The following is a 13,391-nucleotide window of genomic DNA, read 5'->3' on the forward strand; positions in this document are numbered from 1 at the left end:
TCGATCAACGAATCAGTTCAAGGTGCAGGCCATCGGTAGGGGCGTCCCCGACTTCCAGCCGGCTGCTGCGCACGCCTGCCTTGATCAGCTCTTGGCGCCAGGCTTCGGCCTCGGCTCCACTGAGGCTGGCACGCAGGGTGCTGTCAAGGTTCAGGCTGCGTCCGAGCAGGGTCACCCAGGTGGCTTGCGGTGCGCCCAGGTCAGGGTAGTCCAGCTTTCCGGTGTCGCGCATTTCGCGCAGCACAGTCGCTGGCGTGGGTAGCAGTTCGCCCAGCGGGCTGCCCGCGACGAACTCTTCGACGTGCAAGTACGCGCGGCGGTTGCCACGGGTGACGCTGTACAACGCCACCAAGGTGTCGGCCTCTTCGGCCGAACGGCGCAACAGGATGAATGCCTGCTGCTCGTCGCCGCCATTGAGCCGGGCATTGCCGAACACATCGTTGGCCCACAGGCTGGCTTCGCCGCAGTCACGGCCCTGGCACCAGAACAAGGGGTAACCGCCGTCACGCTGCAATTGTTCGCGGGCGCTGGTGAACGCCTCACGAGCGGTGCGTTCGACGGGCAGTTCGTAAGTGACCGAGCTAACCTGGCCACGGCTCTCGACCTTGTCATCGACCCGCAGGCGACCGCTGATCTTGCGCAGCGGGCCCAGGGGGTAGACGCGTTCCTGTTCTACGGCGGGGCGTTGGTCGACCACCTTGCCATCTTGCGGCACCGGCAGGCTGCCCGCCCAGGAAGCGGCGCTGACCAGCGCGACGCAGGTGACGAAGGTGACGCGGATGAAAACGGATGCGCTCATCGGCCACCCTTGGGGCAGCGGGTGGCGGAGCGAAGGTCCAGGATGTCTGGCATTTGCATGGTTGTCTCCCTGTTCAACCCGCCAAGCCTCGGCACTTGTCCGGTACAAGTCAAGAAAAGCCAAAGAAGCGATTGAAACAGTCTGCGACAAGGATCGCACCCTGCTCATCGTTCAGGTGCAGATGATGCCCACCTGGCAGCACCACTCGCTCAAAGGGTAGCTGCTCCAGCAACTCGGTGTGGCGCACCAGCATGCCATCGGCGGCCACCACCAGACAGCCCGGGCAACCGACCCGGTGCACGTACGCCATGGCCTGGGCCGGGTTCAGGCGCGCCGGCGATGGTAAGGTCAGTCGGCTGTCGCTGCGCCAGCTGAACCCGCCCGGGACCGGCATCAGTCCGCGCTGGGCCAGCAACTGCGCAGCTTCGTGGCTTACCGCGACCATCCCCTTCATGCGAGCCTGCACGCCGTCTTCGACCGAGGCGTAAACCGACTTGCGCTTGCCATCCAGGCGCAACTGCGCCTGCAACGACATGCCCAACCGCTCAGCCGCATCCTGCTCGGCACCGGTAGGCGGGATCACGCCGTCGATCAACGCCAGGTGGCTGACCCTGTCCGGCAAGGCCCCAGCCAACTGCACCGAGATGATGGCGCCCAGCGAGTGACCAAGCAGGGCGAATCGTTGCCAGCCAAGCTGCTCGGCGACCCGCAACACGTCATGGGCGTAATCGGCCAGGGCATAGCCGGCCCCTGGCGGGCGGTGTTCGGAATAGCCATGGCCGGCCAAGTCGAGCGCGACGATACGCAAGCCCTGTAGACGGGGTGCCAGGCGCGCGAAACTGTTGGCGTTGTCCAGCCAGCCATGCAGTGCGATCACCGGCAACCCGTCCGCTGGCCCGAACAGGTGCGCGGCGAGTTCGATATGGCCCAGGCTCAGGCGCACTTCTTCGACGGGCAGGCTCATGCCTGGCTCCAGCGATCGAACAGGCCCTTGATCAGGCTGGCGGTATCAGTGGGGCGCTCCAGCGGGAACATATGGCCACCCGGTACGCTGTGGTACTCACCCGTGGGCATGCCACGCACGGCAAACGCGTGGTGACGACGAATCACCCGGCTACGGTCGCCACGCACCATCGCCAACGGCACCTGCAAATGCCGGGCAGGTGCCGGGCTGGCATGGGGGATGCTGCGATAGATACTGATCTCGGTGGCCGGGTCGAAGCGCAAGCGCAGCCCCTCCTCTGCGGTTTGCAGACCATGTTCCAGATACGCCTCGAGGCACTCGGGGTCGAAATTGCGGAACAAGGTCTTGCTGGCGAAATATGTCCGCGCGCTGTCACGATCGGCGAAGGCCTCGCGCCGCCCTAAGGTGCGGCCTGCAGGCGTGATGCGATCGATGAAACCGAAACGCTTGGCGGTGCGGATCAACCACTGGTCGGCACGGGTCAACACCGGCGAGTCAAGCATTACCACGCCCCGGTACAACTCTGGGCGGCGCAGCGCGGCATGCAGGTGCAGCACACCGCCCAGGGAGTGACCGACGCCCCACACGGGCTGATCCTGCTGAGCCAGATGGTGCAACAGTTCATCGACCAGGTTCCGCCAATTGTCATCGACCGGAAACCTTGGGTCGTGGGCGTGTTGGGCCAGGTGCGTCACCTGGTAGTCCGGCGCGAGCGCGGCGAACAGCTTGCCGTAGGTGGCCGAGGGAAATCCGTTGGCGTGGGCGAAGAAGATCCGTTGCGACATGGCGCCAGGTCCGAACCGGGGATGGTTGCCCATTGTCGGCATCGTGGCGGCGCTCGGCAATGTCCGGAAAGGTCATCGCGCAGGGCAATCAGGACAGGTCGAAACCGAGCAATGAACGGCGCAGGCAGGCTTGCAGGTAGGCCAGCTGGCTTTCGAGCGCCTCGCGAGCCAGGCGCTGATCCTTGTGGTCGAGCTGTAGCCGGCGTAACGCCAGGCAGCTGGTCTGCACCAGGTGGGATACGCGCTGGCAAGTGTCCTGCAGCTTGCGCAGGTCTTCCTCTCCTTGTATCCGGGTGGCGATGTCCGGGCAGCCACGGCCTTGGAGCCTGCCCATCAGGTGATACAGCTTGGCATCAGCGGCCTCACGCAGCAGGCTGTACTCGGCAAAATCCAGCGCCCCGCTGGCCTGCACTTTATCCAAAGTTGGCTGCAAATCGGCACAGCGAACCAGATCCAACCTTCGACCACCCATCCCGCACTCCTGATTCTTCCCTGCCTGTACCGCCTCGATGCAACGCTAGCAACGCCCTGCCAGAGGCGGCAACTGACAAAAATGCCAGTTGCCCGGTTTCAGTCGGGTGAATTAATCGCGCGCACGGTCATCAGGCCTGCCAATGGCCAATCCCCTTCCAACTCTGCAAGGCTGGCGGTACTCATGGGGGCTGGTCGCTGGCCATGCCCGTGCTCGAGCCTTCCAACCAATGTGCCCACCAGCGGCTGGTGGCTGACCAGCAGCACATGCTCAAGGCCCAGTCGCTCGATTTCGCCGATGACCTGTTGCACGTCACTGTCGGGGGTCAACCACGGCACTGTGTGCACCGGCTCGGTGAAACCGAGGGTGTCATGCACCAGTGCCGCGGTCTGCTGGGCGCGCACATAGGGGCTGGCCAGGATGGCTTGCAGTGGCTGGCCCAGCAAGCGCGCCGCGCTGTGCAGCACTTGCTCGCGGCCATGGGGCGTCAGGCGCCGCTCGGCGTCGGTATTGGCCCGCGGTTCGGCCTCGCCGTGGCGCAGAACCCAGAGCTTCACAGCTTGGGCTCCTCGTCGCGCACCGGGTGCGCTGCCGGTGCCACGGCGTGAGGCGCCTCGCCTTCCGGCGCCCGCGGGGCCGGCCAGTCGGCGAATGGCCAGGGCTTCTGGTCGCTGTGGAAACTGCCGAAACGACCGATCTGCGCCAGGTACTGACTGAGGCTGTCGCCGAAGTTCATCAGGCTGGCGCTCGGGGCGCCATACACCAGTCGGTAGATGAGCTGCACCAGCACCAGGCCACCCAGCAGCAGCTCGGCCAGTTGCCAGACCACCAGGAACACCAGCATCCACAGCACCCGCAGGATGATCGACTCGCGCTGCGCGCGCTCGGGGGTATCGTTCATGTATTGCTCCTTGCTCTGTTCAGAACCCACGAAGGCTCAGTTGAAACCGCTTGTGGAAATGAAATCGACGTCGGTCTTGGGCTCGGCGCGCATCAGGTGTTCGATGACCTGGTTCAGCGTGCGGCCTTCGAACAGGATCGCGTGCAGGCCCGCCACCAGCGGCATGTACACCTGCACTTCCTGGGCCTTGGCCTTCAGTACCTTGAGGGTATTGACCCCCTCGGCCACTTCGCCCAGGCGGTTGACCGCCTGTTCCAGGCTCAGGCCCTGCCCCAGCGCATGACCCACCTGATAGTTGCGGCTCTTGGGTGAAGAGCAGGTGACGATCAGGTCGCCGACACCGGCCAGCCCCAGGAAGGTCATCGGATTGGCGCCTTGGCTGACGGCGAAACGAGTCATCTCGGCCAGGGCACGGGTAATCAGCATGCTCTTGGTGTTTTCACCCATGCCCAAGGCAACGGCCATGCCAGCCATGATGGCATAGACGTTCTTGAGGGCGCCGCCCAGTTCGACACCGAAGCGGTCGGTGCTGGCGTACACCCGGAAGGTGCGCCCGTGCAACACCGCCTGCACGCGTTGGCACAGGTCTTCATCTTCGCTGGCGACCACAGTGGCGGTCAGCGCATGTTCGGCGATCTCGCGGGCCAGGTTCGGGCCCGACAGCACGCCAATACGTGCCTGGGGGGCGATTTCCTCAAGGATCTGGCTCATCAGCTTGAAGCTCTGCGCCTCGATGCCCTTGGTCAAGCTCACCAGTCCCTTGCCGCGCAGCAACTCGGCATGCGGGGCCAGCACGCTGCGCAGGGCGCTAGACGGCAGGGCCACGAAAATCAGCTCGCAAGCCTGCAGCGTCGCCAGCAGGTCGTTGACCGGCTCGACACCGTCGTGCAGGCGGATACCTTTGAGGTAACGCGGATTCTCGCGATTGATGCGCATGGCCTCGGCCTGCTCGGGGTCGCGCATCCATTGGCGCACTGGCACGTTGTTTTCAGCCAGCAGGTTCGCCACGGCGGTGCCAAAGCTTCCGCCTCCCAGAACTGCAACAGGTTGCTGTTCAGTCATATTCAATCCGTTAATGCCAAAATGTGAGTGGCGACCGGACCATTATACGGTGCGGATGCGACAGGGCCAGTGCATGGCTTGCGTGGCGGGTTGGGTTGGCGATCGCGTGGCGCATCGCGAGCAAGGCTCGCTCCTACTTTTTTCGGGCCATGCCAAAGCGGTCGCGCGCAAATCCCACAGGCATAACTGGCCCGAAAAAAGCGTAGGAGCGAGCCTTGCTCGCGATGCGCCGCGCGATCTCGACACCACCCGAAAACCACCGGCAAGCCTTTCCCTCACCCCCCCACCTCGCAAACTCGCGCCCCACCACTGGCAAAAGGTCCAAGGTCAGTTAACATGCCTGTTTCATCTTTGATACAAGGCCGTATCGTGTTCCCAGGCACGCCCCCTTACCCGCGTCTGTTATTGCTGACCGCCCTGCTCGGTGGCCCGGTCATGGCCGATGACCTGTTCATCGACAACACTGACTTGCCGCAGGTTCTGACCGCCACGCGCCTGAAACAATCCCCGGCGGCGGTGCCGGGCAGCATGACCGTGCTCGACAGCGAACTGATCCGTGCCAGCGGTGCCCGCGATATTCCCGAACTGCTGCGCCTGGTGCCAGGCATGATGATCGGCTACGGCGCCGGCAACCAGCCAACCGTCAACTACCACGGCAGCAACGTCAACGAAGCCCGGCGCATGCAAGTGCTGATCGACGGCCGCTCGGTGTATCGGGCCGGCCTTGCCACGGTGGACTGGAGCGATATCCCGGTGGCCCTGGAGGATATCGAGCGCATCGAGGTGTTCCGCGGCCCGAACACCGTCAGCTATGGCGCCAACGCCTTGATGGCGGTGGTCAACATCCTCACCCGCAACCCCGCCGACAGCCATGGCACACGGGTCAAGCTCACCCGTGGCCAGGATGGCATCAACGATTACTACGCCAGTCATGGATTCGGCTGGGACGGCGGTGATCTGCGCCTGTCGGTGTCGGGACAGCAGGACGACGGTTTCGACAGCGACCAGTTCGGCAACGACTACCGCGACAGCCGCCGCCTGAACCGCGTCAACCTCAGCGCCAGCCACAACCTCGCGCCCGACCAGACCCTGGAGTGGCAACTGGCGGCCAAGGAGGGCAGCAACCAGCGGCCGTACACCTACCAACCGGTGTTCGGCAAGTATGCCGCAGGCACCGACGCAGATGTCAACGCCAAGGATTACGCGGGCTCGGTACGCTGGAACATCGATATCAGCCCAGAGCACAGCTTCTACATCCAAGGGTCGGCTCAACACTTCGATCGCCAGCAAGTCTGGCTGGCGTGCGACGCGCTGATGGCGTTTAGTCCGGCGTTGACCCAATTGTGGCAACTGAACCCAGACTTCGCCGAGAAGGTGGCACGCAACCTGTCGACCGGAAACCTGCCGACAACCACGGACCCGACGCTCAGCGCCCTGCTGACCCAGGCCCAGACGCAATGGAACAACGGCGGCAAAAGCACGGTCTGCGGCGATGTCGATCAAAGTACCCGCGAAACCCGCTACGACCTGGAGATCCAGGACACCCTGAGCCTGACCGACAACCTGCGCCTGCTCAGCGGTATGAACTACCGCTATGATCGCGCCGACTCGCAGACCTACTTCAACGGCAGCATCGACGACCAGACCTGGCGCGCATTCGGCCAGCTGGAATGGCGTGCGGACGAACACTGGATCATCCAGGGCGGTGCGATGTTCGAGGACTCGCGTCTTTCGGGCAGTTCGCTTACCCCGCGCATGGCGGTGAACTACCTGATCACCCCGCGCCACGGTTTGCGAGCGGTGTACTCCGAAGCGGTCCGCTCGCCCGACATGTTCGAGAACAACGTCAACTGGAGCTATACGGTCAAGAACCTGACGCCCAACGACTTCGGGCTGCAGAACGGCGAATATTTCGTCAAGACCCGAGGCCCTGGCAACCTCGATCAAGAACGCATGCGCTCGCGGGAACTGGGCTACAACGGTTACTTCAGCGACATCGACTTGAGCATGGATGTGAAGTTGTTCTATGACGAGATCACCGGAATGATCAGCGAGCCCCTGAGGAACAACCAGTACATCGCCAGCAACGCCAACAAAGCGCGGTTCAGTGGCAGCGAGGCGCAAGCCGACTGGCGCGTGACCCAACGCGACCGCCTGCGCCTGACCTACGCCTATGTCGATGCCTGGGCCAGCAACCCGTTGGACAGCGCCAACACCGCCCGCAACAGTGGCTCGGCCGGCTGGATGCGCGATTGGGGCGACGGCTGGTCCAGCGCTCTTTTCTACTACGGCGACGACGCACTCAACCAGTACCGCTACGAGCGTCTGGACCTGCGTGTGGCCAAGCGCTTGCGTATCCAGGGCAGCAACCTGGAGCTGGCCGCGCTGTGGCAGCAGCGCCTGGACGATGAACCGACCACGACGATCCAGAACCGCTACGACAGCCGTCACCGCCTGAGCGTCAGCGCGGAGCTGGAGTTCTGATGGCCCGCCTGCTGCGCCTGCTGCTGATCTTTCTCTGGCCCATGGGATCGCTGTCCGCTAGCGAAATCCTGTTGGTCGGTGGTGAAGATCAACCCGGCATTCGCAGCTTCGTGGCGGCCCTGGAGAGCCGTCGCAGCCACGACGTGGTGCGTTTCCAGACCACCTCGACCCTACCCCGCCCCGGCCAGCTGAATGCCGACCTGCGCCTGATCCTGCTCGATAGCGCTGCCCTGGACTGGCGGCTCGCCGAGCCCGCCGGCCCCCCGGCACTGGCGATGCGTATCAGCCGGGTGCAGGCGCAGCAGCGCCTGGGCAAATCCCGTCCGGCCTACCTGTGCCTGCTGTGGAGCGACCCGCCCCTGGCACGGCAGCTACGCCTGGCACGCTACCTGCTGCCGCAGGCGCAGCGCATCGGCGTGCTGTATGGCGAGCACAGCCACTTCCTGCTCGAAGAGTTGCGCCATGCCGCCCGCCCGTTGGGCCTGGAGATCGTTGCCCAGGACTGGCCCGATCAACGGGACAGCCGACCACTGCAGAACCTGCTGCTCAACAGCGACGTGCTGCTGGGCCTGGACGACCCCGACCTGTACAACTCGAAGACCGCCAAGAACCTGTTGCTCAGCAGCTACGGCCGACAGATGGCGCTGATCGGGCCGAACGCCGGTTTCGTGCGCGCTGGCGCCCTGGCCAGCAGCTACAGCGACCAGGATGATTGGCTGGCGGTTCTCGACCAGTTGCTCGACCAACCGCCCTCGCGCTGGCCGCGCAGTCTTTACCCGGCGCGTTTCGGCGTCAGTGGCAACCAGCAAGTCGCCCGTGCACTGGGCCTGGAACCCATCGATCCGAAGGCCGCTGCCCAGGCCCTGGCCGCAGGAGAACCCAACCCATGAGCAAACGCCTGAGCTGGGATATCCACACCCGCACCCAGATGATCAGCCTGGGTCCTGCACTGCTGCTGACCCTGCTGCTGATCAGTTTCTTCACCTTCGTGCGGATCCAGGACTTGCGCCAGGAGCTCAACCACACCGGGCAGTTGATCGCCAACCAACTGGCCCCGGCGTCCGAGTACGGGGTGATCTCCGGCAACAATGAGGTGCTCGAAGGCCTCATGAGGGCCACCCTGAGCATTCCACACGTGCGTTTTTTGGAGGTGCAGGACAGCCGCAACCATATTCTGGTGTACGTCGAGCAGTCCGATGAAAGTAGCAACCGCGCCCAGCGCGTGGAAGTGTTCCAGGCCCCCATACGGCTGCAGCAGATCCGCCTGGACAGCGACTTCCTGCAACAGGGCAAGGCCCCCACCCCCGCCATCGGCGACGATTACCTGGGACGGGTGATCGTCGGTATGTCCGATGATGCGTTCAGCCAACGCCAGCAGGAAATCGTTATCAAGGCTGGCATTCTTGCCTTGTTCGCCCTGTTGTTCACCTTCCTGCTCGCCCGCCGCCTGGCCACCAGCCTGGCCAAGCCGATCAGCGACATGGGCCATGCGGTGAAGGCGATCCAGCAGGGCGAGTACAATGCCCCGTTACCGGTGGTGGACGACAGCGAGCTCGGCCACCTGGCGCGCCATATCAACAACCTGGCCAGCGCCCTGGAGCAGGCCAGCGCCGAACAGAAGCAGGCCATTGCCCAGTTGATCCAGGCCCGTGAGGAGGCCGAGCAAGCCAACCGCGCCAAGTCCGACTTCCTGGCGATGATGAGCCATGAGTTACGCACGCCGATGAACGGTGTGCTGGGCATGCTGCAGTTGCTCGAAACCACCCAGCTGACGCCTGAGCAGGCCGACTATGCGGCGGTCGCCAGCGAATCCACGGGCCACTTGCTCAAGGTCATCAACGATATCCTCGACTTCTCGCGCATCGAACGCACCACGCTGGAACTTGAGCAGATCGACTTCAACCTCGGCGAATTGATCGCCCACAGCGTGCAGTCGTTCCAGCACAGCGCCCAGCAGCGTGGACTCGACCTGCAACTGCAGATGCCGGCCGGCATGGAGCAGCTGGAAGTCAGCGGTGATCCGACTCGAATCCGCCAGATCCTGCTGAACTTGATCGGCAACGCGTTGAAGTTCACCGAACGCGGCCAGGTCCAGGTGCATGCGCGCTGGCAGCCCCTGGACCGGCAGCTGATCTGGTTGACCTGCAGTGTGCGCGATACTGGCATCGGCATCGACAGCGAGCGCCTGGAGACCATGTTCGTGGCCTTCCAGCAAGCGGACAGCTCGATTTCCCGGCGCTATGGCGGCACCGGCCTGGGCCTGTCGATCGCCCGCACCCTGGCCGAACGCATGGGTGGCAAGCTGCGCGGGGAAAGCCGCGAAGGGCTGGGCTCGACCTTCACCCTGGAAATTCCCCTGACCCTGGCCAGCATGGCGCCCCCGGCCCTGCCCGGCAGCGTCGCGCAGGGCAGCCTGGGTACCGAGGGCGGGCGAATCCTGCTGGTAGAGGACAATCCGGTCAATCAAAGCGTCATCGAAGCCATGTTGCGCAGCCTTGGGCTGGAGGTGAGCGTGGCGCTGGATGGCCTCCAGGCCGTGGAACAGGTCAGCCAGCAGCGCTTCGCCGCGGTACTGATGGACTGCCGGCTGCCGCGGCTGGACGGTTACGAAGCCACCCGGCGCATCCGCCAACTGCCCGATCGCGACAGCCTGCCGATCATCGCCTTGACGGCCAATGCGTTGCAGGGCGACCGCGAGCGCTGCATGGCCGCCGGCATGAACGATTACCTGAGCAAACCCTTCCGCCGCACCGAATTGCAACGGGTATTGCAGCGTTGGTTACCCGGCCGGACAGCCGCGACTGGCGATAAATGCTAAAGTGCGGCAGTCTTAAGGACTGGACAGGACCTTCGTCGGACCTGAAAATAGCCGTTTCAGTGCACACCTGTACTTCTTTTTGCCAGGTGCGCTGTGACTTTCACCACAACGCAATAGTCTACCTGTAGGCTGCCGCCCCGGACTCAACACACTCCGGGCCGGCCGGGAAGATTCATCCCCTGCCGCAGGGGGTTATTGAGGAGCTCGCATGACCAAACAACACGCCTTTACTCGGGAAGACCTGCTGCGCTGCAGTCGCGGTGAGCTGTTCGGCCCAGGTAATGCGCAACTGCCCGCGCCGAACATGCTGATGGTCGATCGCATCACCCACATCAGCGAAGAAGGCGGCAAGTATGGCAAAGGTGAATTGGTCGCCGAGCTGGATATCAATCCGGACCTGTGGTTCTTCGCCTGTCACTTCGAAGGCGACCCGGTAATGCCAGGCTGCCTGGGCCTCGACGCCATGTGGCAGCTGGTCGGTTTCTTCCTCGGCTGGCAGGGCCTGCCAGGCCGTGGTCGCGCCCTGGGTTCGGGCGAAGTGAAGTTCTTTGGCCAGGTATTGCCCGAAGCCAAGAAAGTCACCTACAACATTCACATCAAGCGCGTCCTGAAGGGCAAGCTGAACATGGCCATCGCCGATGGCTCGGTCAGCGTCGACGGTCGCGAGATCTACACCGCCGAAGGCCTGCGGGTCGGCGTGTTCACCTCCACTGACAATTTCTAAGGGTTATTCGCATGCGCCGCGTCGTTATCACTGGTCTGGGCATCGTTTCGTGCCTGGGCAATGACAAAGCTACTGTCACCGAAAACCTGCGCAACAGCCGTCCGGGCATTCGTTACAACCCGGAATACAAGGAAATGGGGCTGCGTAGCCAGGTTTCCGGTTCCATCGACCTCAACCTCGAAGAACTGATCGACCGCAAGGTCTACCGCTTCGTCGGCCACGCCGCTGCCTATGCCTACCTGGCGATGCAGGACGCGATCAAGGACTCCGGCCTGACCGAAGAGCAGATTTCCAACCCGCGTACCGGCCTGGTTGCTGGTTCCGGCGGCGCCTCGACCCTGAACCAGATGGAAGCGCTGGACACCCTGCGCGAGAAAGGCGTCAAGCGTGTCGGCCCTTACCGTGTCACCCGCACCATGGGCAGCACCGTATCGGCGTGCCTGGCCACTCCGTTCAAGATCAAGGGTATCAACTACTCGATCTCCTCGGCCTGCGCCACCTCGGCACACTGCATCGGCACCGCCATGGAGCAGATTCAGTGGGGCAAGCAAGACATCGTCTTCGCCGGTGGCGGTGAAGAAGAGCACTGGAGCCAGTCGTTCCTGTTCGATGCCATGGGCGCCCTGTCGACCAAGCGCAACGAAACCCCGGAACTGGCCTCGCGCGCCTACGACGCCGACCGTGACGGCTTCGTCATCGCTGGCGGCGGCGGCATGGTCGTGGTCGAAGAACTGGAACACGCACTGGCCCGCGGCGCGAAGATCTACGCCGAAATCGTCGGCTACGGTGCCACGTCCGACGGCTACGACATGGTCGCACCGAGCGGCGAAGGTGCCATCCGCTGCATGCAGCAGGCGCTGTCCACCGTCGACACCCCGATCGACTACCTGAACACCCACGGCACCTCGACGCCGGTCGGTGACGTTGCAGAAATCAAGGGCGTGCGTGAAGTGTTCGGTGACAAAGCGCCGAAGATCAGCTCGACCAAGAGCCTGTCGGGCCACTCGCTGGGCGCCGCTGGCGTGCACGAGGCGATCTACTGCCTGCTGATGATGGAAAACAACTTCATCGCCGGCTCCGCCAACATCGACGAGCTGGATCCGGAAGTCGCTGACATGCCGATCCTGCGCAAAACCGAAGAGAACGCCAAGATCGACACGGTCATGAGCAACAGCTTCGGCTTCGGCGGCACCAACGCCACCCTGGTGCTCAAGCGCTGGACTGGCAAGTAAGACGCTGATGCGGTAATTGAAAACGCCCCGACTGGTTCGGGGCGTTTTCATGTGTGGCGTGCAACCCTGTGGGATTGGGCGCACTCGGGATGAGGCCAACCCTTCCGAGGCACTACCGCCTGGGCAACACCGCCAGGAAGTTATCCCGCGCTACCTTGTTCGCCACCTCCTCAGGCAAGGCATCGAGAAATGGCCTGAAACCGTGCAACTGTTCTCCCAGGCCGCCAAATTTGCCCACCACATCCGAGCCCAGCATGAAGCGCTGTGGATGCTTGACGACCACATCGATCCACGCCTTGCGCGGCACGCCTCGCTCATCCAGCAGGTAGGGCGTAAGCACACTCCAGGAAAGATCCACATACAAATTCGGGTAATCCTCCAGCAGCCGCGTCAACACCGGCAACAGGAAGTCCATCTGCGTCTGATGCCGGTGAATTTCCATGCTGGTGCCGGCGTGGGCCCAAATGAAACGGGTATGTGGATGATTGCGCAATGGCTCTTCGATCTCCGCCAGATACAGCGGGTTGCGTTCGCGCTTCGAGGTGATGTTCGAGTGCAACAGCACCGGCAGGTCGCGCTCGGCCGCCAAGTGGTAGATACGCGTCATGGCCTCGTTGTTGGCGCGAGGCGTATCGCCACTGGTGAGCGCGGTCAGGTCGTCATGACGGGTGAACACTTCACCGATCCCCTGCCAAAGCCCTGGGTACAGCTCAAGCATGCGCTCGATGTGGCTGACGGCATTCTTGTCCACTGGGTTGAAGCCAGTGAGAAAGGGATGGAACCTGCGTCGCTGCTCGGCAGGCAGCTTTTCGAGAGCTGCCGCCACATACAGGTCGGTGGCGCTGTACCAATAGGCATCAGCATCGTCGCCTGCATAGTAGCGCGGCCGCTTGGGCTCGTCCTCATGCCACTTCTTGGCCACCGGAATGCCGGAAATCATCGAGTGCTCGATGCCTGCCCTGTCCATGGCCTCGATCAATGCAGGCATGCCCTCGGTCTCCTGGAAGAAATCGACGTAGTGCAGGTGGGCGTCGCTGTAAGCGTAATCACGTGCTTGCGCCGCATGGCCTATCCAGGCAGACAATAGTAAGCAACCCAGCACTCTGACCATCATCGCTGTATTCCTTGTCCCGTTACGAACACGGTAGAC

At 63.4% G+C, this 13,391-nt stretch carries 13 protein-coding genes; 5 read left to right on the forward strand and 8 right to left on the reverse strand.

Going from position 1 to position 13,391, the window contains the following annotated elements:
- Positions 1 to 4: 4 nt before the first annotated feature.
- The 7 genes from IF103_RS15670 to IF103_RS15700 all read right to left on the reverse strand — a co-directional run bounded on the left by IF103_RS15670 (position 5) and on the right by IF103_RS15700 (position 4,983).
- The gene (locus tag IF103_RS15670) at positions 5 to 799 is read right to left on the reverse strand and encodes a DUF4892 domain-containing protein (RefSeq protein ID WP_023381330.1); all 795 of its coding nucleotides are present in this window, start codon (positions 797 to 799) and stop codon (positions 5 to 7) included.
- 109 nt (positions 800 to 908) lie between these two features.
- Positions 909 to 1,763, reverse strand: coding sequence for an alpha/beta hydrolase (locus IF103_RS15675; RefSeq protein WP_023381331.1), 855 nt, complete (start codon positions 1,761 to 1,763; stop codon positions 909 to 911).
- Positions 1,760 to 2,548 carry an alpha/beta fold hydrolase gene (locus IF103_RS15680; RefSeq protein WP_023381332.1) on the reverse strand — a complete coding sequence of 263 codons (789 nt, stop codon included), beginning with the start codon at positions 2,546 to 2,548 and terminating at the stop codon, positions 1,760 to 1,762. The genes IF103_RS15675 and IF103_RS15680 overlap by 4 nt, the downstream gene beginning before the upstream one ends.
- An 88-nt stretch (positions 2,549 to 2,636) precedes the next feature.
- Positions 2,637 to 3,020 carry a hypothetical protein gene (locus IF103_RS15685; protein ID WP_202675465.1) on the reverse strand — a complete coding sequence of 128 codons (384 nt, stop codon included), beginning with the start codon at positions 3,018 to 3,020 and terminating at the stop codon, positions 2,637 to 2,639.
- A gap of 98 nt (positions 3,021 to 3,118) precedes the next feature.
- A complete protein-coding gene (sixA, locus tag IF103_RS15690) occupies positions 3,119 to 3,577 on the reverse strand; it encodes a phosphohistidine phosphatase SixA (protein ID WP_023381334.1) in 459 nt (152 codons plus the stop codon).
- Positions 3,574 to 3,921, reverse strand: coding sequence for a DUF4389 domain-containing protein (locus tag IF103_RS15695; RefSeq protein ID WP_023381335.1), 348 nt, complete (start codon positions 3,919 to 3,921; stop codon positions 3,574 to 3,576). The genes sixA and IF103_RS15695 overlap by 4 nt, the downstream gene beginning before the upstream one ends.
- Before the next feature lie 36 nt (positions 3,922 to 3,957).
- On the reverse strand, positions 3,958 to 4,983 hold the full coding sequence (locus tag IF103_RS15700) for an NAD(P)H-dependent glycerol-3-phosphate dehydrogenase (RefSeq protein ID WP_023381336.1): 1,026 nt from the start codon (positions 4,981 to 4,983) through the stop codon (positions 3,958 to 3,960).
- Positions 4,984 to 5,319: 336 nt separating this feature from the next.
- On the opposite strand from IF103_RS15700, the gene IF103_RS15705 reads away from it, so the two are divergent.
- The 5 genes from IF103_RS15705 to fabB all read left to right on the forward strand — a co-directional run bounded on the left by IF103_RS15705 (position 5,320) and on the right by fabB (position 12,241).
- Positions 5,320 to 7,467 carry a TonB-dependent receptor plug domain-containing protein gene (locus IF103_RS15705; protein ID WP_177325249.1) on the forward strand — a complete coding sequence of 716 codons (2,148 nt, stop codon included), beginning with the start codon at positions 5,320 to 5,322 and terminating at the stop codon, positions 7,465 to 7,467.
- Positions 7,467 to 8,357 (forward strand): ABC transporter substrate-binding protein, encoded by an 891-nt coding sequence (locus IF103_RS15710; protein WP_023381338.1) that lies wholly within the window; start codon positions 7,467 to 7,469, stop codon positions 8,355 to 8,357. The genes IF103_RS15705 and IF103_RS15710 overlap by 1 nt, the downstream gene beginning before the upstream one ends.
- Positions 8,354 to 10,285, forward strand: coding sequence for an ATP-binding protein (locus IF103_RS15715; RefSeq protein ID WP_023381339.1), 1,932 nt, complete (start codon positions 8,354 to 8,356; stop codon positions 10,283 to 10,285). The genes IF103_RS15710 and IF103_RS15715 overlap by 4 nt, the downstream gene beginning before the upstream one ends.
- 208 nt (positions 10,286 to 10,493) lie before the next feature.
- On the forward strand, positions 10,494 to 11,009 hold the full coding sequence (fabA, locus tag IF103_RS15720; RefSeq protein WP_003251509.1) for a 3-hydroxyacyl-[acyl-carrier-protein] dehydratase FabA: 516 nt from the start codon (positions 10,494 to 10,496) through the stop codon (positions 11,007 to 11,009).
- Between the two features lie 11 nt (positions 11,010 to 11,020).
- Complete coding sequence (gene fabB, locus IF103_RS15725; RefSeq protein ID WP_023381340.1) at positions 11,021 to 12,241, forward strand: beta-ketoacyl-ACP synthase I; 1,221 nt, start codon at positions 11,021 to 11,023, stop codon at positions 12,239 to 12,241.
- Positions 12,242 to 12,353: 112 nt separating this feature from the next.
- On the opposite strand, the gene IF103_RS15730 is transcribed toward fabB, so the two are convergent.
- A complete protein-coding gene (locus IF103_RS15730; RefSeq protein ID WP_027908198.1) occupies positions 12,354 to 13,355 on the reverse strand; it encodes an amidohydrolase family protein in 1,002 nt (333 codons plus the stop codon).
- Positions 13,356 to 13,391: the final 36 nt, after the last annotated feature.

Origin of the sequence: Pseudomonas sp. SK2 (assembly GCF_016772395.1) — a bacterium.
GTDB lineage: Bacteria > Pseudomonadota > Gammaproteobacteria > Pseudomonadales > Pseudomonadaceae > Aquipseudomonas > Aquipseudomonas taiwanensis.